General features: G+C 35.8%; 21 protein-coding genes. 13 read left to right on the plus strand and 8 right to left on the minus strand.

The genetic code is table 11. The annotated features are described in order from the left end of the window. The first annotated feature begins 5 nt into the window (after window positions 1–5). The 4 genes from AMS59_RS00305 (at window position 6) to AMS59_RS24695 (ending at window position 2,777) form a co-directional block, all read left to right on the plus strand. On the plus strand, window positions 6–671 hold the full coding sequence (locus AMS59_RS00305) for an O-methyltransferase (protein WP_053481779.1): 666 nt from the start codon (window positions 6–8) through the stop codon (window positions 669–671). A 327-nt stretch (window positions 672–998) separates the two neighbouring features. Next, a complete protein-coding gene (locus AMS59_RS00310) occupies window positions 999–1,592 on the plus strand; it encodes an NADPH-dependent FMN reductase (RefSeq protein WP_053481780.1) in 594 nt (197 codons plus the stop codon). Between the two features lie 82 nt (window positions 1,593–1,674). Continuing rightward, window positions 1,675–2,613, plus strand: coding sequence for a ring-cleaving dioxygenase (locus AMS59_RS00315; protein ID WP_053481781.1), 939 nt, complete (start codon window positions 1,675–1,677; stop codon window positions 2,611–2,613). A 14-nt stretch (window positions 2,614–2,627) separates the two neighbouring features. After that, the gene (locus tag AMS59_RS24695; RefSeq protein WP_369814288.1) at window positions 2,628–2,777 is read left to right on the plus strand and encodes a hypothetical protein; all 150 of its coding nucleotides are present in this window, start codon (window positions 2,628–2,630) and stop codon (window positions 2,775–2,777) included. Between the two features lie 45 nt (window positions 2,778–2,822). On the opposite strand, the gene AMS59_RS00320 is transcribed toward AMS59_RS24695, so the two are convergent. Together AMS59_RS00320 and AMS59_RS00325 are read right to left on the minus strand one after the other, a co-directional pair. After that, window positions 2,823–3,758 (minus strand): aldo/keto reductase, encoded by a 936-nt coding sequence (locus tag AMS59_RS00320; RefSeq protein WP_053481782.1) that lies wholly within the window; start codon window positions 3,756–3,758, stop codon window positions 2,823–2,825. 132 nt (window positions 3,759–3,890) lie between these two features. After that, window positions 3,891–4,643, minus strand: a complete 753-nt coding sequence (locus AMS59_RS00325; RefSeq protein WP_053481783.1) for an IclR family transcriptional regulator — start codon at window positions 4,641–4,643, stop codon at window positions 3,891–3,893. A 306-nt stretch (window positions 4,644–4,949) separates the two neighbouring features. Between AMS59_RS00325 and AMS59_RS00330 the strand changes: the two genes are divergently transcribed. Continuing rightward, window positions 4,950–6,350, plus strand: coding sequence for an amino acid permease (locus AMS59_RS00330; protein WP_053481784.1), 1,401 nt, complete (start codon window positions 4,950–4,952; stop codon window positions 6,348–6,350). Window positions 6,351–6,445: 95 nt separating this feature from the next. On the opposite strand, the gene AMS59_RS00335 is transcribed toward AMS59_RS00330, so the two are convergent. Further along, entirely contained in the window at window positions 6,446–6,835 is a 390-nt protein-coding gene (locus AMS59_RS00335) for a RidA family protein (protein ID WP_053481785.1), read from the minus strand. 434 nt (window positions 6,836–7,269) lie between these two features. Between AMS59_RS00335 and AMS59_RS00340 the strand changes: the two genes are divergently transcribed. The 4 genes from AMS59_RS00340 to AMS59_RS00355 all read left to right on the plus strand — a co-directional run bounded on the left by AMS59_RS00340 (window position 7,270) and on the right by AMS59_RS00355 (window position 10,391). Further along, the gene (locus AMS59_RS00340; RefSeq protein WP_053481979.1) at window positions 7,270–8,322 is read left to right on the plus strand and encodes an AI-2E family transporter; all 1,053 of its coding nucleotides are present in this window, start codon (window positions 7,270–7,272) and stop codon (window positions 8,320–8,322) included. Window positions 8,323–8,792: 470 nt separating this feature from the next. Next, window positions 8,793–9,056: a CD3324 family protein gene (locus AMS59_RS00345; protein ID WP_053481786.1), complete on the plus strand. Its 264-nt coding sequence runs from the start codon at window positions 8,793–8,795 to the stop codon at window positions 9,054–9,056. 125 nt (window positions 9,057–9,181) lie between these two features. Then, on the plus strand, window positions 9,182–9,721 hold the full coding sequence (locus AMS59_RS00350) for a GNAT family N-acetyltransferase (protein ID WP_053481787.1): 540 nt from the start codon (window positions 9,182–9,184) through the stop codon (window positions 9,719–9,721). Window positions 9,722–9,935: 214 nt separating this feature from the next. Next, window positions 9,936–10,391 carry a GNAT family N-acetyltransferase gene (locus AMS59_RS00355; protein ID WP_053481788.1) on the plus strand — a complete coding sequence of 152 codons (456 nt, stop codon included), beginning with the start codon at window positions 9,936–9,938 and terminating at the stop codon, window positions 10,389–10,391. 106 nt (window positions 10,392–10,497) lie between these two features. Here AMS59_RS00355 and AMS59_RS00360 read toward each other — a convergent pair whose 3' ends face one another. Together AMS59_RS00360 and AMS59_RS00365 are read right to left on the minus strand one after the other, a co-directional pair. Beyond that, the gene (locus AMS59_RS00360; RefSeq protein WP_053481789.1) at window positions 10,498–11,853 is read right to left on the minus strand and encodes an MATE family efflux transporter; all 1,356 of its coding nucleotides are present in this window, start codon (window positions 11,851–11,853) and stop codon (window positions 10,498–10,500) included. After that, complete coding sequence (locus tag AMS59_RS00365; protein ID WP_053481790.1) at window positions 11,840–12,307, minus strand: GNAT family N-acetyltransferase; 468 nt, start codon at window positions 12,305–12,307, stop codon at window positions 11,840–11,842. Before AMS59_RS00365 ends, AMS59_RS00360 begins: the two co-directional genes overlap by 14 nt. Before the next feature lie 124 nt (window positions 12,308–12,431). On the opposite strand from AMS59_RS00365, the gene AMS59_RS00370 reads away from it, so the two are divergent. From AMS59_RS00370 to AMS59_RS00380, 3 genes are all read left to right on the plus strand, one after another. Beyond that, window positions 12,432–13,262: a MerR family transcriptional regulator gene (locus AMS59_RS00370; protein ID WP_053481791.1), complete on the plus strand. Its 831-nt coding sequence runs from the start codon at window positions 12,432–12,434 to the stop codon at window positions 13,260–13,262. Between the two features lie 360 nt (window positions 13,263–13,622). After that, entirely contained in the window at window positions 13,623–14,900 is a 1,278-nt protein-coding gene (locus AMS59_RS00375; protein WP_053481792.1) for an SMI1/KNR4 family protein, read from the plus strand. 18 nt (window positions 14,901–14,918) lie between these two features. Continuing rightward, window positions 14,919–16,094, plus strand: a complete 1,176-nt coding sequence (locus AMS59_RS00380; protein WP_053481793.1) for a DUF4272 domain-containing protein — start codon at window positions 14,919–14,921, stop codon at window positions 16,092–16,094. Window positions 16,095–16,315: 221 nt separating this feature from the next. On the opposite strand, the gene AMS59_RS00385 is transcribed toward AMS59_RS00380, so the two are convergent. The 3 genes from AMS59_RS00385 to AMS59_RS00395 all read right to left on the minus strand — a co-directional run bounded on the left by AMS59_RS00385 (window position 16,316) and on the right by AMS59_RS00395 (window position 18,995). Continuing rightward, window positions 16,316–17,740, minus strand: coding sequence for an erythromycin esterase family protein (locus AMS59_RS00385; RefSeq protein ID WP_053481794.1), 1,425 nt, complete (start codon window positions 17,738–17,740; stop codon window positions 16,316–16,318). 181 nt (window positions 17,741–17,921) lie between these two features. Beyond that, window positions 17,922–18,275 (minus strand): hypothetical protein, encoded by a 354-nt coding sequence (locus AMS59_RS00390; RefSeq protein WP_053481795.1) that lies wholly within the window; start codon window positions 18,273–18,275, stop codon window positions 17,922–17,924. 18 nt (window positions 18,276–18,293) lie between these two features. Next, entirely contained in the window at window positions 18,294–18,995 is a 702-nt protein-coding gene (locus tag AMS59_RS00395) for a DUF2225 domain-containing protein (protein ID WP_053481796.1), read from the minus strand. A gap of 456 nt (window positions 18,996–19,451) precedes the next feature. Between AMS59_RS00395 and AMS59_RS00400 the strand changes: the two genes are divergently transcribed. Beyond that, a complete protein-coding gene (locus AMS59_RS00400) occupies window positions 19,452–20,225 on the plus strand; it encodes a Cof-type HAD-IIB family hydrolase (RefSeq protein ID WP_053481980.1) in 774 nt (257 codons plus the stop codon). Window positions 20,226–20,298 lie beyond the last annotated feature (73 nt).

The following is a 20,298-nucleotide window of genomic DNA, read 5'->3' on the forward strand; positions in this document are numbered from 1 at the left end:
GAAATATGAAAACATCTGAAAAATGGAATGAAATAGATCATTATTTTAGCACTAAACTTCATACTTCTGATGATATTATGGATTCAGTATTAAAAGCGAATTTAGAAGCGGATTTGCCTGCTATTGATGTTGCGCCAAATCAAGGTAAGCTGCTGTACTTACTTGCAAAGATGAAGGGAGCAAAAAACATTTTAGAAATTGGAACCCTTGGCGGATACAGTAGCATTTGGCTAGGGAGAGCATTACCCGATGATGGACATTTAATAACACTGGAATTTGATATAAAGCATGCAAAAGTAGCTGAAGAAAACATAAAAAGAGCCGGTTTAGAAAAGAAAATTAAAGTAATGGTGGGACCCGCACTGGAAATATTACCGACCCTAAAAGAAAAGGGCTTTGCTTATTTTGATTTTATCTTTATCGATGCAGATAAACAAAACAATCCCCATTATTTGAAATGGGCGATAGAACTTTCTAAAGCAGGGACAGTTATTATTGGGGATAATGTAGTTCGGCAAGGACAAGTCATTGACGACAGTGAGGATTTAAATATTCAAGGGATTCGTCAATTTATAGATTTATTATCTGAGGAATCACGGATAGATGCTACAGCCATTCAAACAGTTGGTAGTAAAGGATATGATGGCTTTGTTTTGGGGGTTGTGAAGTAGAAGCTATAATCATAAATAACTAGGACACCCGCTGAAAGAAGTTAAAGCCAAGCCCGCGGAAAGCGCCAACTCGGAGTGAAAATCAACCCTTTTTTATTGATACGCATTATTTTATATTTTTTCTTTTTCTATAAGCAAAGCAGAGATGTTTTTATGATAACATCTCTGCTTTTTTTAAAACATTAAACAAACATGTTGACGTAAATAAAACCATCGTGTTATTATTATCTCGAATTCAAGATAACCGAATTCTAGATAAATGAATTCGAACCTTTTAATCCGTGTAGAAAGTAAAGTTTTACTTTTCATCATAAGGAGGTAATCATAATGGGTTTTTTAAATAAATTTTTCACTTCAAAAAAAGAGGAGGAAAAAACAATGGCACAATTAAATATCGGAATTATTATCGGATCAACACGTGAAGGTCGTGTAAGTCCACAAGTAGCACAATGGGTAAAAGAAATCGCAGATCAACGAGGAGATGCTAATTATACAATTATTGATATTGCGGATTACAAATTACCTTTATTAGGTGAACCAGGGCAAGATGCTTCAGGTGCTCGAGGTTGGTCAGAGATTATTGCAAAACAAGATGGATTTGTATTTATCGTACAAGAGTACAATCACTCTATTACAGGTGCCCTAAAAAATGCACTAGATTATTTACGTGAAGAATGGAATAACAAAGCTGCAGGTATTGTATCGTATGGTTCTGTAGGTGGTGCACGTGCAGCTGAACATTTACGTGGTATTATGGGTGAGCTTTTAATTGCAGATGTCCGTATACATCCAGCATTGTCACTATTCACAGATTTTGAAAATGGCACTGATTTTAAACCAAAAGCGATGCAAACAGATTCTGTTAATCAAATGTTAGACCAATTAATTCCTTGGTCAAAAGCTTTATATACAATTCGTTAATCATGGTCAAAGATTGAGATAGAACGGTATTGGGTAAAGTACAGGTGAGAAAATACATTTAGTCATGAAGGGGCTTGTTAACATGAAAAAACATACTGCGGGTATTCACCATATCACAGCCATTGTAGGGCATCCACAAGAAAATATTGATTTTTATGCGGGTGTATTAGGTCTTCGTTTAGTTAAACAGACGGTAAATTTTGATGATCCAGGCACATATCATCTTTACTTTGGTAACAAAGGTGGTAAACCAGGCACTATTATTACATTCTTCCCATGGGCAAATGCTTATCAAGGTCGCATCGGTGATGGTCAAGTTGGTGTAACTACTTATGTTGTACCAGAGGGAGCACTATCTTTTTGGATTAATCGCCTTGCGAAATTTGCTATTCCATTTCAAAAAGCTGAACGTTTTGGTGAACAAGTCATACAATTTGATGATCCACACGGACTTCATATCGAATTAGTTGCACGTGCAGAAGGCGAATTGAATGAATGGACATTTGGTGAAGTAACTCCTGAGGTTGCGATTAAAGGGTTTGGTGGTGCAACACTGTTTTCAAGTCATCCAGAAGAAACAGCAAAAGTCTTAACTGAAGTCATGGGACTTGAAAAACTAACAACGGAAGGCGAGTATACTCGTTACAAATCCAGCGCAGATATTGGCAATACAGTGGATCTAAAAGTAGTTCCAGGTATGCATGGTCAAATGGGAGTCGGAACAGTTCATCATATTGCTTGGAGAGCTCAGGATAATGCGGATCACCTAGAATGGCAAGAGTATGTAATGAATCATGGACAACATGTAACCGAAGTGAAAGATCGTAATTATTTTAATGCGATTTATTTCCGTGAACCTGGTGAGATTTTATTTGAAATTGCGACAGATCCACCTGGATTCGCTCATGATGAAACACCTGAGACAATGGGTAGTCAATTAATGTTACCAGCTCAATACGAACAGCAACGTGAACAATTAGAAAGAACATTAATTCCGATTGAAGTGCGTGCACTTGATTAAGGAGGATGAGTCGTTTGATTTCGATTGATCCTACGAAAAATACTGAGCGTGAAAACTATAATGAAGGTCGTATTGACCCAAGGAAATTAAAAGCAATTAGCAGACTAGCTGGCTCAAATTACGCAAAAATTGGAGATATATTTGCGCTAGAACGTCCTCAATAAAAAAATGCGAAAATGTTGATGTAACAACATTTTCGCATTTTTACGTTATGCTAAAATTCTTTCTATATTCATTAATTCTTCTTTTGTTAATAGGATATCGGTTGCTTTCACATTGGTAGCCACTTGATTTTTATGTTTTCCGCCGGGGATAACTGTATCAATGCCATCTTGAGCTAATAACCAAGCAAGCGCTAGATTTGGTAATATCGTTTGCTTTTCCTCTGCAATTCCTTTTAATCCATCTACTTTTATTAATGTTTGTTCAAATAATTCACCTTGGAATAAAGGATCTGAAATTCGCCAGTCTCCAGTGCCTAACTTAAAGTCTTTTGTATACTTTCCACCAAGTAGGCCATATGCAAGTGGACCGTATGGAACAAATGAAATATCATCTTTTACACAGTATGGCAATAATTCTTGTTCTGCTGAACGGTTTAACATATTGTACGGAGATTGTAATACTGAAATATCATTATGCACATTAGCTTCTATAAGTTGATCTAATGTTACGTTTGAAATGCCTATTGCTCGGATTTTTCCTTCTTCTTTTAAGCGTGATAATTCACCAATCGCCTCCGCAAGTGGGGTTTCGTTGTCAGGGAAGTGTAAATAGTAAAGGTCTACATAATCCATCTGTAGTCGATTTAAGCTATTTTCAAGTGCGCTTCGTAAATATTGTGGATGATTATTTGTTTTTACTGACCCATCCTCAAACCAATGTCTACCTCCCTTTGTCGCTAAAGCAAAATCTTCCCTTGGATATTTATTTAATACTTCGCCAACAAGTTCTTCTGAACGCCCTTTACCATAGATATCTGCTGTATCAAAAAGAGTTATCCCTAAGTCAAGTGCAGCGGAGACTAGCTCCTTCCCATCTTGTTCATTTAAGTTTTCATATAAGTTATGGCCACCTACAGCATTTGTTCCAAGACCAATATCGGAAATCGTAATATTTGCTTTTTTTAATGTATGAAATTTCATATTTCTACCTCCTCGTTTTTCTGTAATCAGAATAGAGTAAAAAAAATATTTTACCAACATACATAGATATAGTTTCATATATAGAAATAAAAGCGTATTAATTGCAATTAGAAGACCGATTGAAATTTTTTATTATGCTAACAAGTAATTGATTTCTTCTGTCAATTGCCGACTTGCCTCTTCTAATTTTTTTACAAAGGACCGAATGGCAGTTTTTTTAATTTGATTCGTCGAGCCATGCAAAGCAATTGCACCGATGACTTCTTCATTCACATAAATCGGAACTGCAATGCAAATTTTACCTACATTCGTTTCTTCATTATCAACAGCATATCCTTGTGCTTTAATAACCTGTAAATGAGGGATCAATAGACCATAATCATAGAAGGTCTTTGTTGTAAATGTATTTAGTTCAATACTGTTTAATATTTCACGTTGTTTTTTTGCTGACAGATGAGCTAAAACTACTTTTCCAAGCGCGCTTGAATGCATAGGTGTACGAGTATCGATTGCGTGAAAAGCAGGCTGTTCAAAAGGCTCCCTAATCACATTTTTTATCACTATCTCACAGTCTTCCAAAATAGCAATATAAGTAGTTATTTCTTCTTGGCGGGCTAATAGATATGGCGCTACGAGAGATACCCATTGGATATCTTTGTGCCAATATAAGTGCTCATCTCTAAAAATATGCGGGTTTAATTGATAGTACTTATTATATTTAATTACATAATTCATTTTTTCGAGTGTATGAAGCATGCGAAAAACGGATGTCTTATTCATCGATAATTCTTCCATAATTTCAGTTAATGTAAGAGAATGCTTTTGACGTAATACATCTAAAATCAAAAGGCCCTTTTTTAAAGTTGATACTTCATAGGAATCCATTTTGCCCTCTCCTAACTTCTAGATTTATAGCTTGTACAATAGCATCTTTACTATTGATTGACTAGGTTGGAACGTTATTGGGAGAAAATAAGTCGCCGCATGGGAAGTCAGAATCCCAGAAAAATAGTATTGCCAAAGTTTCATATAAAAGAATGCGTCTATTAACTCTGTTGCTAGTAAAAGATAAATTACTATATTAATCTAATTGTTGACTCGATTCGAAAATATAGCTAATATACTGATTATTGATAAAAATGCATAAAAATGAAAGCTATTACCTTTTGCGTTGGAAATGGAGTGGTTATTATGGCTAATTTTTTACGAAAGAAGTCAATCGAGCAAGCCAATAAAATAACTGAAGTCGAACGTTTTAAACTAAAGCGTGAACTAGGGTCGTTGCAATTATTGCTGTATGTACTAGGGGCTACAATAGGAGCTGGTATTTTTGTACTGCCAGGAACTACAGCTGCTCTACATGCGGGTCCCGGTGTTGTTGTTTCATTCTTAATAGGGGGTCTTGTAACAATTGCAGTTGGATTAGCCTATGTCGAATTCGCAGCGATGGCCCCTGTTGCCGGGAGTGCTTACACCTATTCTTATATTGCGTTAGGTGAAATTATTGCTTGGATAATCGGTTGGGATTTATTATTGGAATTTATCGTTATTTCTAGTACAGTCGCAGTTGGCTGGAGTGGCTACGTTAATTCGTTTTTACAATCTGTAGGAATTCACTTGCCAGAAGTTTTAACAAAGGATATTGCTCATGGTGGGATTGTGAATCTACCTGCTGTGGCTGGTTGGCTTATTGTAGCTTGGATTTCAATGAGTGGAATTAAAAATGTGGGTCGATCAAATATGTTATTTACAGCTGCAAAGGTTGGCGCGATTATCTTATTCCTTGCTATTGGGGCTTTTCACGTTAACCCTATAAACTGGACACCGTTTACACCGTTTGGTTGGTCAGGTGTCATGGCGGGAGCGGCACTAGTGTTCTTTGCCTTTACCGGATTTGATGGTGTAACAACAGTTCTTGAGGAAGTAAAAAATCCACAAAAAACAATACCAAAAGCTTTAATTGGTGGGCTAAGTATACTAACGCTTATTTATGCAATTGTTGCACTAGTATTAACAGGTATTGTACCATCCCCTGAGTTGGATGTTCCAAATCCTACTGTATATGCACTAGAATCTGTTGGGATTCAATGGGGAGGTGCTATCATTGCAGTATCAGTTATTTTTGGATTGCTGGCTACGATGATTGCAAATACAACAAGTGCGACACGCGTGCTGTTTGCAATGAGCCGAGATGGACTTTTACCAGAACGTATTGCACAAACAAATAAAAAAACAGGAGTACCTGTATTATCAACTTTAATTGTTGTTGTAACAGGCATTCTCTTATCAGGATTTTTATCGATCGGAGAATTAGCGGAATTTGCTAACATCGGCGGTTTAACTGCTTTTGCTTTAACAACAGTTAGTGTTGTTGTTCTTCGCTATACACGACCAGATCAACCACGTGTATTCAAAGTACCTGCGCTATGGCTTGTAGCAACTGTAGGTGTTGGAGGATGTATTGTATTAATTTTTAGTCTGCCGTTATTTACTGTAGTGCGCTTTTTGATTTGGTTAGCAATAGGTTTAGTTATTTATATAGGCTATGGATACAAGCATGCTAAAATAAGCTCTAAAAATGAAAATCTATAGTTATGAACACCCCTTCAGATTTAAAGGGGTGTTTTTATATCTAACTTAAATCAGATTTAGAAGCACACCCTTGTTATTTTCAACATATTATAAGTTTACATTTCCTTACATGCCCAGGCATCGATTTCCACTTTTAGAGCAGGAGCAGCAAGCGCAACTACATACATCAATGTCATACACGGAAGGTGATTACCAAGAAAGTCATTTATTATTTGCTTTCTTTGATCTACATTAATTTCCCCAACCAAATAAAGGACTATCTTCGTTAAATCTTGAATTTCCATATTCGCACTTTCAAGATTCTTTCTGATATTTTCTAATGCCAATTTCATTTGAGCTAATGGCTCTTCGGGTACAGCCCCGTCTTTTTCCATTCCTATTTGTCCAGATAGTGTTAACCATCTCTGTGGTCCTGTTACTTCTATTTGATGTACATAAGGAGCAACTGGTTGATGAATGTCCTTCGGGTTTCTTGCAACTTTCACATAATCAATCCTTTCTATAAATCTTAGTTTAAAATATTTCCAATAATACCATACTAAGATTAAAGAAAAAAATCTAATTTTAGTACTATAGTAAAAGAACTTACATTGGCTATGATGGTACTCAAAGGGTTATAATAGATTAATAGAATTAAGGCTTATAACGCTGATACAGCTTTCAAAAATATTGTTATTAATTTGATAAGGCATTCTATTCTTTTCGCTCCTTGGATTCATTAATTTCTTATGAGACTTATAAAGCGCAAGCATTTAAGTCTTATTCTAAGTATTGATGGGAATAATAATCCAATGAAGGGGGTGTTTACATAAGAATGATACGTAATGTTCTACATCAATTTATTAATTGTTTTTGTTCATTTGATAGCGAAACCCAGGCAGTAAAGGCAGGAAAGCCGTTTTGTAGAAGGAGTGAATACATGAGTAATTTCTTTCGAAGCAATGGATTTAAACGTTTTTTAATCCTAGCTGGGATCGCTATTGCACTATACATGATGCGAAGCATGATCAATCTTATTCTTCTCACGTTCATTATTACTTACTTGATGAATCAACTTACCACGAAGACAACAAAAAAGATTAGAAAGTACGTACGGATGGGCGAGAAGGCTGTGACAGTTACCCTCTATCTTTTACTTGTTGGAGGTATTGTTGCAATTATTTACAAGTATTTGCCTATCGTGACCCAACAAATTACGCAGCTCTTTGATCTTATTGCCAGCTTTAGTCTCAATCCAAATGATAACGAGATTGCCAGATATTTAGCGCCAACCTTTGAGAAAATTGAACTGGGTAAATATTTAGAGCAGGGTGTAGACATCACGCTAAAAAACCTTACGAATATTGGTAAAATCATTCTGCATGTATTCATCGCACTAATTTTGAGCTTGTTTATTTTACTTGAGAAGAAGCGTATTATAGAATTTACAGCAAAATTTAAAGATAGTAAAATGAGCCATCTCTACGATGAACTACATTATTTCTCAAAGATATTCATTCGTTCTTTCGGTAAAGTTATTGAGGCGCAGTTCATTATTGCCGCTGTTAACTGTATTTTATCTGTTATTGCATTATACATTATGGGTTTCCCGCATTTAATTGCGCTTGGGATTATGCTCTTTATATTGGGATTGGTGCCAGTTGCAGGGGTCATCATGTCCTTGATTCCTCTAACTATAATCGCATACAGTATCGGTGGTCCTATGTACATTGTCTATATCTTGATGATCGTTATGGTACTACATGCTATTGAGGCATACTTCTTAAATCCAAAGCTGATGTCTGCTAAGACAAATCTTCCAATTTTCTATACATTCATCGTCATTCTCTTCTCAGAGCATTTTCTTGGTGTATGGGGATTAATTATTGGTATTCCGTTATTCATGTTCCTTCTCGATATTCTCGGAGTTACTTCTTCAGAAGATGAACAGCAACAGGCAATGGAAATACAAGAGGACAAAAAAATTGAATAAAGTTTTCGTTCAAAAAGGAATCAAGTGTGTATGATTCCTTTTTTTGTTTATAGAAAATATTTACATATGCTAAGATGAACTATGAATATGCTGACATGTTAGGGGGGAGAGAAATGAGTAATTTTGTTAAGTTGCTAGATACGGAAGCAGCCCATGCAAAGCCTAATTTTGATATGGCAATACTTTGCATGGGGTGAATTTCAAATTATTTCAGCAAAGACATTTGCTGAAATAATTTGAAGCCTCCGGCGGATGTCATGGAATCGGAAAGGAGTTCTTAGGGGATGTTAGCCTAAAACCATCGCATCCATGCGATAACGGCTAACTGACCTGCATCACGCAGGCCTAAGCACAAAGCCGATTCCGGACGCAATTATGCCGAGGCATAATTGATTATTTGCCTCGAAGTATTTCTTATAAAATTAGCTTTGCTACCTTATTTTCAAAATAAAAATGAGGGGTTGGCATAAATGGCTTATAAGAAGGCTTCAGTTATCTTACCAAAAGAGCTTTTATTAGAAATCCAAAAATATGTTCAAGGTGAAACGATTTATATTCCTAAAATAGAAAACACTTATTTAGAGTGGGGTGCTCGTTCAGGCACAAAGAAATATATTGAGGACAGGAATAATTCTATAAAAGAAGCGTTTACGAATGGAGTTTCCATTGAACAATTATCTATGGAGTATCATTTAGCGGTAGAAACGATTAAAAAAATTGTATATACGAAGTAATTTTTAAAGCACTAGCAGTGGATATGTTAGTGCTTTTCTTATGTCTAGAACGTTTCTTAATTGAGCTAGGCATATTCTTTATATTTGAAATCGTGTTCAATATAGTTAAAGGGAGGGGTTATTTTATGATTACAGGGCAAGGTGTATTTTTAAGACCAATAAATGAAAAAGATGTAGATAGTATCTACAAGTGTTTTCAAAATGAAGAAATTATGTATATGACGGGTACACGTAACATTTTAACAAAGGATCAGATTAGAGAGGCTTTGATTCGATTTAGCGAAGATTCCACACGCCATGATTTTGCTATTTGTTTAGTAGAAAATAGTCAAGTTATCGGTGATTTAGCCATTATGGAAATAGACTCAGACAATAAAAAGGCAATATTTCGCATAGCTTTACATAGTATAGAAGATTGTGGCAAGGGATATGGGGCAGAGGCAGTTCAGCTTGTTCAAAAATTTACGTTTGAGGAGCTTCAGCTTAATCGCTTAGAGTTACAAGTTTACTCTCATAATATTCGAGGAATCAAATCGTACGAAAAGGTTGGCTTCAAAAAAGAAGGAACTTTAAGGCAATCCTTTTATATGAATGGTAAGTATTCTGATGAAATAATTATGAGTATTTTACGTGATGAATATATGGAATTAAAAAAGAGCCATTAGTATATAGGTCCATGATTTGGCGGTATCTTGCTGTCGGTGAATGGGAATTTAAAAATAATTTTAAATAAATGGAAAAGTGTGATATATTTAATCTTTGTTAAAGGAGGCGGTCATTATGACAAACAATACTTTTTTTATCTTTAAATACTGGGGGATAACGCCGAATTAACAAAAGATAAAGCGTTTCCCTGAATTCGGAAGGGGAAAAAACGATATGGGTAAAGATTCTGTGAAGGTTGTAGAAGTCAATGCAGAGAATTGGTATGAGTGTTGTCTATTAGAAATTTCAAGAGAACAAAGAAGTTATATTGAACCAAACGCTATTTCCATAGTACAATCAAAGTTTGAGCAAACATTAAGACCATATGCTATTTATTTTGAAGAGAAAATAGTAGGTTTTTTAATGTTTAATTCTATAAAAGAAGAGCTTGATGGCTATTGGATTTATCGAATTATGATAGATAAGCATTTTCAAGGTAAGGGGATAGGAAAAGCTGCTACTAAGCTAATGATTTCAGAAATAGCTAAATTGCCAAATGCGCAAAAAATTATAGTAGGCTACCATCCAGAAAATAAAGGTGCACATAATTTATATAGAAGTATGGGATTTGAAGATCATGGTAATCGCTTCGGTAAAGAGATGGCTGTCATTAAATATTTAAATGAATAACATTCAAAAGGGTTCAATTCAAGGTACCTTTTGGTTATCGTATGAAATATAGAAATTAAAGAGCTAATCCCCTTTCAAATATTTATTGAAAGGGGGTTAGCTTTATTTATAGCGCCTTTAAGGAACTTGCCTCTGAGAAAATTGCATGTGGCTTTTTCTTCATAAATATAAAAATTAACAATGCGGTAATGCCTTCTGCGACAGGGAATGTCCACCAAATAGCTTGTGGGCCAAGGAATTTAGGCAATAGTACGAGAGCAGGGATAAATAATATAATACTACGCAATAACATAATAGTTGTTGCAAGACGTATTTTTTCAATGGATTGGAAGAATTCCGCAAATACCATGTTCACGCCAAGGAATACATACCCAATTGCAAAGTATACAAAGCCTTGTGATGCCATATTTTTAATTTCAAACGTACTATCACCGAACAATGCTATTAGCTGAGAAGGGAATAACGTAGCAATTATGACAGTAGTTAAACCCAGAATAAATGCAGTGGCTATACCGATTTTCAATAACGCTGTTAATCGCTCTATTAATCTCGCGCCGTGGTGATAACTAACGAGGGGCTGTAGTGCCATACCGATCCCAAGGAACACTGTTAATAGTACGGTATGAATATAGTTAACCATCGCGTAGGCGGTCACTCCATCTGAGCCCAAATAGTGTAAGAATGTCACATTATATAAAATAACTATCACAGCAACGGAGGCTTCAACGATAAAGCTTGGTAGCCCAATAGCAAATATCTTCTTTAAATCAGATAGGCTGAAAAATTTACGCACAAATTTTAATTCGGATTGCTTTCGGAAGAAGTGTAGGCAAAGCACCGACATACCGATTATTGTGGAGATTGCTGTAGCTAGGGCACAGCCAGTTACGCCGTAATGGAGCACGAAAATAAAGATGTAGTTTAAAATAATGTTTAACACAGATGTAGTGATTAAACCCAGCATCGCAAGCTTTGGATTGCCATCATTTCGAATAAAAATACTTAGTAAGTTTTCGATTGTATAGAACACACCGAAAATCAAAATAACATGTAGGTACTCTTGAACATAAGGAAAGGTAGCATCACTTGCCCCAAATATATAGGAGATATCCTTTAGATTTACTAGAAGTATTAGAATCAATGCCATAACGACAACGATCATTGTTGTAAATGCTAATGTAAAGAGCTGATGTGCTCGTGTTTTATTGCCCTCACCGAGGGAAATTGAAAATAATGTTGCCCCACCCATACCAATCCAAAGGGAAATAGATAGTAAAATCGAGAAAATCGGTACGGCGATATTTACTCCTGCTAAAGCAGTTGGTCCAACTCCGTGACTAACGAAAATACCATCCACTAAAATATTGACGGACATCAGCAACATCCCAATCATAGCTGGAAATAAGTATGATAAAAACAAGGGCTTTAGTGGTTTTGTTTCAATTGGATTAATGGTAGTCATGAGTATGTACCTCCTTTACCATCACCTTTTCGCCATTTTCATCTAGCTCACCGTTAAAGACGAATCCAAATTTCTTATATAGCTCAATAGCTACTATATTGTTGTCATAAACGCTTAAATATATATTTTGACAGCTGTATTTAGCTACTAAATAAATAATAAGCTGCTGTAAAAAGTATTTTCCTAATCCTTTGTGCTGATAACGCTCATCAATGAAATAGCGATCTAACCAAACACGTTGTGCAGTGTCCTTATGCGGGAACAAACCATACATAGCGAAGCCGACTGCAATATCTGTCCTATACAATCCAACGGGAATAAAGCGTTGATCTGTTGCTGCCTCCGCTAAGCATTGCTTTGTACTTTCAATAAAATTCTGCTGATTATCTGCAATACGTAATGCCAATATTTCTTCTTTGTTTAAAGCTGTAATGTCACGAATTTCCGTGAACATAATGTCAAAACCTTTCTATTTTTAATTTCTTTCAGCGGATGAAGTATGTCGAGGTATACTTGCTTGTGAATAGCTACAATTTAATGTATATAGTAACTATATAGTCAAGAAGGGAAACTTAAAAATGTTTAATAAAAATGTAAAATATTTTACAACTGGTGAGTTTGCTAAAATTTGTAAGGTTAATAAACAAACGCTCATTTACTACGATCAAATCGGTTTATTATCCCCGATTATGAAGGATAGTAAAGACTACCGTTATTATTCCATTGCACAATATGAATTTTTTAGCGTGATAGAGCTATTAAAGGCGGTTGGTATGTCTTTAAAGGATATTCAAAAATATATGGCAGAAAAATCACCTGAAAATTTCTTAGACTTAATGTATCAGCAAAAGGAAATTGTAGCGAAAAAACGTCTAGAGCTAGAGATGATTGAAAGCATTATTGATGTAAAGATCGATTTAACAAAAGAAGCCTTACATCTTGATTTTGATAGCATTACGATAGAGCATCTGCCAGAGGCAACATTGTATTTAAGTAAAAATATCGAGAATTCGACGGAAGAACAGTTTACGAAGGCTGTTTCAGATTTTATAGATGAATTAGATCGCTCTCAATTAGACACAGGTTATCCTATTGGAGGAATTACAAGAAGAGAGCAAGTATTAGCCGGAAACTATGATAATTATAGTTATTTGTATATAGAGCAGCCACACCCACGAGAAGGTCACCCTTATTTCGAGGCGATTGAAGGAGATTTTATTGTTGGATACCATGTAGGAGATGCTACTACACTTGGTGAAACTTACGAGCGATTATTTAAGGTTATGCAGGAAAAAGGTTTTGAACTAGGGCAGTACGTATATGAAGAATATATTTATGACGCTGTTATTAAAAATCGTGAAGAGGATTATGTAACGAAAATTATGATAGAAATTGAAAAGGGTTGTTGATAAGTAAAATATCACCTTATAGTTACATTCAGATGTTCTATAAGGAGATATCTTTAAATAATGATACTGAAAAAGATCTAGGAAATAAAAATAGTAAGGTAATTTATCATATATTTTGAGCCTTGAAGGAAGTAAAATCTTAGCATTTTAACATAAATTAAGCCTTGTTCTAATAAGTAAATGATTTCATGACGATACAAAAGAAAGATGAGCTTTCATGAATTTAAAGTAGAACGTAACACATGACTAAATATGATGAGAGCATATTTCATGAAACATATCGACTATCGTTGATGGAACAGTATTTGTACTACTGAAGCCCAATTATTCGACTATTTTTCTTAAAACGGAGGGATCGTAATGCAAAAATGGGTTGAGCGATGGACGCAATTAATAAAACAGTTTGAACAGCAAGGAGCTTGGGTGCATCCGCTTGAGATAGCGCCTGTAGCTACAGAACAAGAGCTATCAATAGTAGAGGAGCGACTTGGCGTTCGTATTCCTTCTGAGTTCCGTAATTTATTACTACATTGTTCGCGACAAGTGGGGATGTATTGGTCTTTGCCAGACGAGGCCCTACTTCCTATTGAACTAGAGTATACGCCATCCGGTGATTTTGGTTGGAGCTTGGAAGAGCTTGAATTCCCTGACTTCGGGGGCGACGGTGAAAAACTAGATGAACAATTGTACTTACAGTTTCATACGGCTGGCAACGGTGATGCACTTCTTATTAGGTTTGAGGATGGTTCCGTTTGGTATTGGAGTCACGAGGAAGATGAGTTTGACTTACTTGCTGGGAGTTTTAATACCTATGCTGAACGAGCTACAGCTTTAGGTTGTATAGGTGCAGATTGTGGCCAGCATCGACAGTTTTGTAGTGAGGATGGACTGGATTTAAGCCTAACAAGCTCTCAAATATGGCTTAAGTGGCTTGAACAATATTTCACGCTAACTCTAAACCAGGCAATGTCTAACTTGGAATCCTTATTAATATATGTATCGATGCATGGAGTGACAAATACTAAAGTTCAGAAAGCATTTGCAGAGTTTGATTCTAGCAAGGTATATTATGCACTCCGCAATAAAATTGAACAATCATTGCCACTAGCAGATAAAGAAGCATGGAGTGAAGTGCTAGTAAAGGTTTGTGCGGTAGAGGCAAGGGATTGGGGAAGGACGCTCTGGAGTGACAAAAATACTATTCCTAGTCGGATTCGAGACTATTTAACAGCAAATTATCTACCAGCAGAAGAAGGTTTATCTCTTGTTCTTCAAGATATCGAGAAAAAGACGGTTAATTCCTATGAAGCTTTACACCGACTACGTCATTTTCATCATCCAAAAACGATAGCTTGGATGAAGCCGTATATTTCATTTCCAATAGCTGGTTGGGCCACGCTGTTAGCAGAATCACAGCCAAGTGCAGAGACGTTATTTGAATGGTTGAACGGCAGTGAAGCAGAAAGGCTTACAGCGATACGGGCGGTATGGCAAATGATGCAGCAAGATATGACGCCAACAACAGGTGTAGATAAAGACAATTGGAGACCATTGCTTGCTTATTGGAAGGAACACGAAATACTACGAAAAAATAAACAGCTATTTAGCCAAGCGCTTGCAGGCCTAGATAGTTGGTGAATAAAAGGGGAGAGAAGATTGAACTATTTCACTATATTTGCATCTAAGAACAACATTGATGATATTGAAGTTAAAATTTTAGATGTTTTTGCAAAAGGCTTTGCGATCGATAAAAATGACAATGAGTATGTAATAAAGGCCAAAGCCCTGTTTAAAAAACATAAATTAATAATTAGAGTCATGTCTGAAGATACGAACCCAGATTACTTCGCTAATAATATTCCTGGGATGATGGGGTATTACGACAATATTCCTTTTGAAGATGACAATTTAAAAGAATTAGTGTTGACTCAAATATCTGTTTTAAATGCAGTGATTGCAATCGAATCGGAAAAAGAGATAAATGAAGAACAGATGCAATTATTTACGAACCTGCTATCAAGTATAGGGGGGATTGGCTTTTTACCGAATGGCACTTTACTAGACGATGAAGGGATCGTTATTGTTTATCCTGACGGGCAATCAGGACCATCCAATTTCAGACCTCATGCGTGTACACGTAAGGTAATGGGACAAGAGGTGACATCAGAAGAAGGCGAGCACAGAAAAAATAACACGCTAGCCTATTTAAAGGAAAGAGCTATTCCATTTACAGCTTCACTCCCCCAGCTCCCACCAATTGGGGCTTGTCAGTTTAAAACCCAAGAGGACATCGCTAGAAGAGCTGTAGCCTTGTTAATAGTTATTCAATTTGCCTGTGATGTGGCTCAAGGTGGAAATGTAGAAGAATCGCGAGACTTTTTCATCAATATGTTACGCACATATAAAGTGGAAGACTATCTAACTGGCAATGAAAGAGACTTTTTACAAGCTTCTGAACCAGATGTACAAGAAGCCATTAATATTTCATGGCAATACGAGGCATATTGGACACTTATTTGGGCACTTGGATTTGTTGAGAAGCTCGATTTTCCTGATGAAGTATGTGATTGTGAGTATGCCATTCAAGTTGTTTCTAACTGTGAAACGTTTGAACAATTTTTTCTTCAAACTGTCATGCGTAGTCAGGAAGAGCTATTGGATGAAGCCGACAAGATTTACAGATACCATTGGGCTTGTGTAGATAGTCGGATAAAAGACCAAGCGGCTCCTTCCGGGATGAATGAGAGCATCGTCATGGAAAGGCGAAGAGGCTTGTTCTGGATGATAGGGCATCGAAGTGAAGAATGGGATAACATGTCGATGGATACTTAAATATAAAAGAAAAATAGCAAACTAGAAGTAGAAACTAGTTTGCTATTTTAACAATATTATTTTATCCCGCATTAACGGGCAGTAATTTATCTGTACCGAAAGTGAAGCATCAGGTACAAGACTCCATCTCAAAATTCAATGAAAGCAAAGAAGGACTGCCCGTAAAAGCCCGATTGGTAAAGACTAATAGGGATGAAGAGAGAACCCCACTGATTAAAGTTTTACTTTATATAATTTGGCTTACTTACCTTATCAATCAGCAGAAGGCCATCATATTGATCTCGTGGAACAAGACTTTCCTGAATCATTCCCCAGCTATACGATAAACGTGGCTCAAACATCCATGAGTTTCCTCGCTCATTTTGACGGTTTCGCATGTCGATAAATGTGTATGGTTTATTTGATGATGAAAGAATATCCTCGATTGATCCTTTTACTGATGGTAAAACGGCCATAGGTTCTCCTATATTGTTTGCAGTTTCACCACCAGTCATATAAAGACCAAGCACATAACTATATTTCTTGTAGATATCTGGTAGACGTTCACCCATCAATTTTACCGGAAAAGGAGAACCCATTACTTCGGATTGTGCTTTACGAATATGGTCGTTATGCGCCCAGACGATGAATTTTTCAGTTGGATAAATCTCCTCTGCTAACCAAAGTAAGTTTTCCATCATCGATTGGTCACGCCATTCCATTGTCTTAAAATAAGAATCGTATTTATTTTGTTCAACTTCAATGTTGGATTGAATTGATAGTTCTACATATTCGTCTGCAAAACGGATACGGTCAGCTAAAGTACGTTCCATAAGCTTTACAATATGTGGTTCGCTCGGATAAGCTGCTTTTAACTCTTTTTCTTTAAGCTGTACTTGTGCTTTTACTTGCTTATATACATTAATAATGCTTGGTTTTACCTTTTGATAGCCCTTTAAATCCTTACCGTAGGTCCATTCTGCAAGTTGCTCCTCTACTTCACTGAACTGTTTTACCAGTTGACTATTTTGTAGCCAATCACCGTTCGTAAATGCATTTTGCTGTTGAATATCAAAGCCTGCCAATTTTAATGGTTTATCTGTTTTCTGTGTTTTTTTAGCATATTCAAATAACGGCAGTGTTTCTTTTGACCACCATACAGGATAAATAGCATTCTTCATCGTTTGTTCCGCTGTTTGTTTATCAATTTGTCCTTGAGCATTCATGGCATTTCCCATACCGCTTTCGAAAGCTAGGACATTGTAGCCCATTTCTTGGTGTAAAAATTGAATTAAACGTGTTTTCGCTAGGCTAAATTCTGCCGTGCCATGTGAACTTTCCCCTAAAAAAACGATGCGCTTATCATGCAATAAAGGCTTTAGCATCTCTAAATCTTCAAATTTAGTAGATGGAATGTTTTGTTGACCAATTGCTTCAGGTTGAATAGATGTTAAGCTGTAAGCATGATCGTTTGTCCACTTTTTCCACTCTTGAAGTGTTTCATTGGATGTGCGAGCTTGCTTACCTTCAAAATTGTTCTCCAAAGCTACGCGTTCTTCTATCGCTGGAACCGCTGCCGATGCATTTGATACTCCGCTGAACGCTGCAAAGCTTGTCAACGCAATACTTAATGATAATAAAACCTTACGTTTCTTACCTTTTGTCACTTTCTATCAGTCCTTCGCTATATGTTAAGACTAATTATAGGTGATGAAGTTTAAAGTAAAAGGGGCCTTTGTTTAAATTTTGTTTAAATTTGGTCAAATGTCATTATTTTGGATTATTTGAGCGGAGTCAGGTGAAAAAACATCTCCAAAGCGTGAGTACACTGTAGAGATGTTAGTTATTTTATTTGTAGTGATACGTGCTAGCTCTTTGATTATTCCGTTGTATTTGATTGAACCATGCACGATCCTTTTCCTCTTGTTTTAATGTACTAACGATGATGGATGAGCAGCTAACACAGATTTTTGTCTGAGTAATTTGTCCACAGCGCTCACAAGGTACGCCTAAATTAGGGAAAATCGATTTTTTCAATTTTCCTGCTTTTACCCATTTATAGAGTAGTTCAGATGAAACCCCAGTTAATGCAACTACTTCATCATTCGTTAAATAGCGATTATTTTTTCTCAGTAAAAAATGATGTAGGTCTGAAAAAATATCTTCTTCTCTCACATCAATCCTTTTAGTAAATAGCTGCATGTTGATAACTCTCCTCGTTTACTTCAATTGATGACTTCTTCTTTTATTTTCATTTGCGTTGTTAGGTTGCTCGTCATATTTATAGTTTTCCCAGCGATTTCGTGCTAGTTTTCGATATTTATTGGAAACATTTCGATCTGCTATTAGTCGAGAGAATCCTTTTTTCGCCTCAGTAATATCTCCGAGTCGAAGGCTTAATTCTGCATGTAAAAATTGAATTCTCTCGCCGCCCTCTTGATTGGATGCAAAAGATTTACTGTAAAAATCTCTAGCAGCAAAAAGGTAGCGCATTTCCGATTCATGATCATTTTTTAAGCGATATAGCCAGGCTATTTTTAATGCGAAATTGGCCATAAGAAGTGACTCTTCCATTGCTGCTCTTGATACAAGATAAGCTAATTTAAAGCTTACAATGGCATCATCGATTGTACGTTCCTTGCACATATCCATTGGTTTTTGAAGCTCTTTTATGTACAGCTCATCAATAAGAAGCATGAAAGGTCCATATGTTCTTGTCATAGATTTGTGGTAAGCATAGCCACAATGTGGACAAACAGCAATTTCATACAATAACGGGTTTAAACCCTCGTAAACAGGCATGAAATCTGTTTGTTCTTCGATAACTTTATATCGATTAGGGCGCACTTTATATGTGGTAAAATGCTTTTTGCAAAACTTGCAATCCACACTACTTTCATAGTAGTAAATATTAAATGCCATAAGAATCAACTCCTTTACATCTCAATTTTTGCATTTCTTTTGTTCTATTTATACGGTGGATAGTATCGTTCAATATATTTATTTGAGTTACCTTTTATTTTAACAATTCTATGTTCTTTGGTATACTCCTTTAGAATTATTGAAATAAAAATGTTCATTACTTTCTTAGTTATTTGAAATTTTGATATGTACCCGTACTAGTGTTTATCGGTGTAGTTAAAGCAATTTATACATTCGTTTTAGTTTGTCAAAATACGTACAAAAGTTTAATTAAAAAGCTACTAATTTTTATATGATAAAGTTGTTTGTATAGGTGATAATACCTATAGTTAATTTTGATATAAAGATGTTTCTTAATGTAAAATTAAAAGTGTGTTGGTGATGATTAATGGGAATGATAAAAAATGGTTAATCAATATACTTGGTGAAAATATACAAAATGATAAGGAGCGAACGATGAATTATAAAATTGTATTTTTTGACGTAGATGGAACGCTTGTTAATTATGAAGATGGTCGTATTGAAGAAAGTACAAGGAACGCTATTGAGCGATTAAAAAATAAAGGAATTCATATTGTTGCTGCTACAGGAAGACCTTTATCAATGTGCCAGGAGTTAAGAAATATAGGAATAGAGACGTTTATTACAGCTAATGGAGCATATGTTAAGCATCAAGATCAAGTAATACATAAAATACCTGTTGCAAAAGAAATTGTCCAGGCAGTTAAAGCTTTTGCAGATGAAAATAAACAAAGTCTATCTTTTTTTACAGAACAATTGTCAATGAATAACGTCCAAGAAGAAAAGACATTAAATGCCATGCAAGAAACATTATCATTGCTAGAGTTTCCGGATATTAATGAGGATATTTTAGCGCAAGAGGTTTATTTAATGTGTTTATATGGTGATGAGGATATAGAGAAAAAGTATACTTTAAAATTTCCTCATTTATTATTTAAAAGATGGCATCCGTACATTACAAATGTTTTGCAACATGATGTTTCTAAATCTATTGCTGTCCAAGCTGTACTAGATTATTTCGACGTGAGTCCTAAGGAAGCACTTGCTTTTGGTGATGGAGATAATGATATTGACATGTTGGAGCAGGTTGGCTTTGGTATTGCGATGGGCAATGGTAGCGAAGCATTAAAAAAAGGTGCTGACTATGTAACGAAGAAATCAGCTGAGGGTGGAATTGATTTTGCTCTACGTATGCTACAAATAATTTAATGGAGAAAACTGTATTAAATCCATAATACTCATAATGTTGTCTCCTTTGAGTTATGATAAAGCTAACTATAAA

It is taken from the genome of Lysinibacillus sp. FJAT-14745 (assembly GCF_001275675.1).
Taxonomy (GTDB): domain Bacteria; phylum Bacillota; class Bacilli; order Bacillales_A; family Planococcaceae; genus Lysinibacillus.

Bases quoted from the DNA above. Each gene is read 5' to 3' on its own strand.
- AMS59_RS00305 (WP_053481779.1), top strand. From the start codon at position 6: ATGAAAACATCTGAAAAATGGAATGAAATAGATCATTATTTTAGCACT.
- AMS59_RS00310 (WP_053481780.1), top strand. From the start codon at position 999: ATGGGTTTTTTAAATAAATTTTTCACTTCAAAAAAAGAGGAGGAAAAA.
- AMS59_RS00315 (WP_053481781.1), top strand. From the start codon at position 1,675: ATGAAAAAACATACTGCGGGTATTCACCATATCACAGCCATTGTAGGG.
- AMS59_RS00320 (WP_053481782.1), bottom strand. From the start codon at position 3,758: ATGAAATTTCATACATTAAAAAAAGCAAATATTACGATTTCCGATATT.
- AMS59_RS00325 (WP_053481783.1), bottom strand. From the start codon at position 4,643: ATGGATTCCTATGAAGTATCAACTTTAAAAAAGGGCCTTTTGATTTTA.
- AMS59_RS00330 (WP_053481784.1), top strand. From the start codon at position 4,950: ATGGCTAATTTTTTACGAAAGAAGTCAATCGAGCAAGCCAATAAAATA.
- AMS59_RS00340 (WP_053481979.1), top strand. From the start codon at position 7,270: ATGAGTAATTTCTTTCGAAGCAATGGATTTAAACGTTTTTTAATCCTA.
- AMS59_RS00345 (WP_053481786.1), top strand. From the start codon at position 8,793: ATGGCTTATAAGAAGGCTTCAGTTATCTTACCAAAAGAGCTTTTATTA.
- AMS59_RS00350 (WP_053481787.1), top strand. From the start codon at position 9,182: ATGATTACAGGGCAAGGTGTATTTTTAAGACCAATAAATGAAAAAGAT.
- AMS59_RS00355 (WP_053481788.1), top strand. From the start codon at position 9,936: ATGGGTAAAGATTCTGTGAAGGTTGTAGAAGTCAATGCAGAGAATTGG.
- AMS59_RS00360 (WP_053481789.1), bottom strand. From the start codon at position 11,853: ATGACTACCATTAATCCAATTGAAACAAAACCACTAAAGCCCTTGTTT.
- AMS59_RS00365 (WP_053481790.1), bottom strand. From the start codon at position 12,307: ATGTTCACGGAAATTCGTGACATTACAGCTTTAAACAAAGAAGAAATA.
- AMS59_RS00370 (WP_053481791.1), top strand. From the start codon at position 12,432: ATGTTTAATAAAAATGTAAAATATTTTACAACTGGTGAGTTTGCTAAA.
- AMS59_RS00375 (WP_053481792.1), top strand. From the start codon at position 13,623: ATGCAAAAATGGGTTGAGCGATGGACGCAATTAATAAAACAGTTTGAA.
- AMS59_RS00390 (WP_053481795.1), bottom strand. From the start codon at position 18,275: ATGCAGCTATTTACTAAAAGGATTGATGTGAGAGAAGAAGATATTTTT.
- AMS59_RS00395 (WP_053481796.1), bottom strand. From the start codon at position 18,995: ATGGCATTTAATATTTACTACTATGAAAGTAGTGTGGATTGCAAGTTT.
- AMS59_RS00400 (WP_053481980.1), top strand. From the start codon at position 19,452: ATGAATTATAAAATTGTATTTTTTGACGTAGATGGAACGCTTGTTAAT.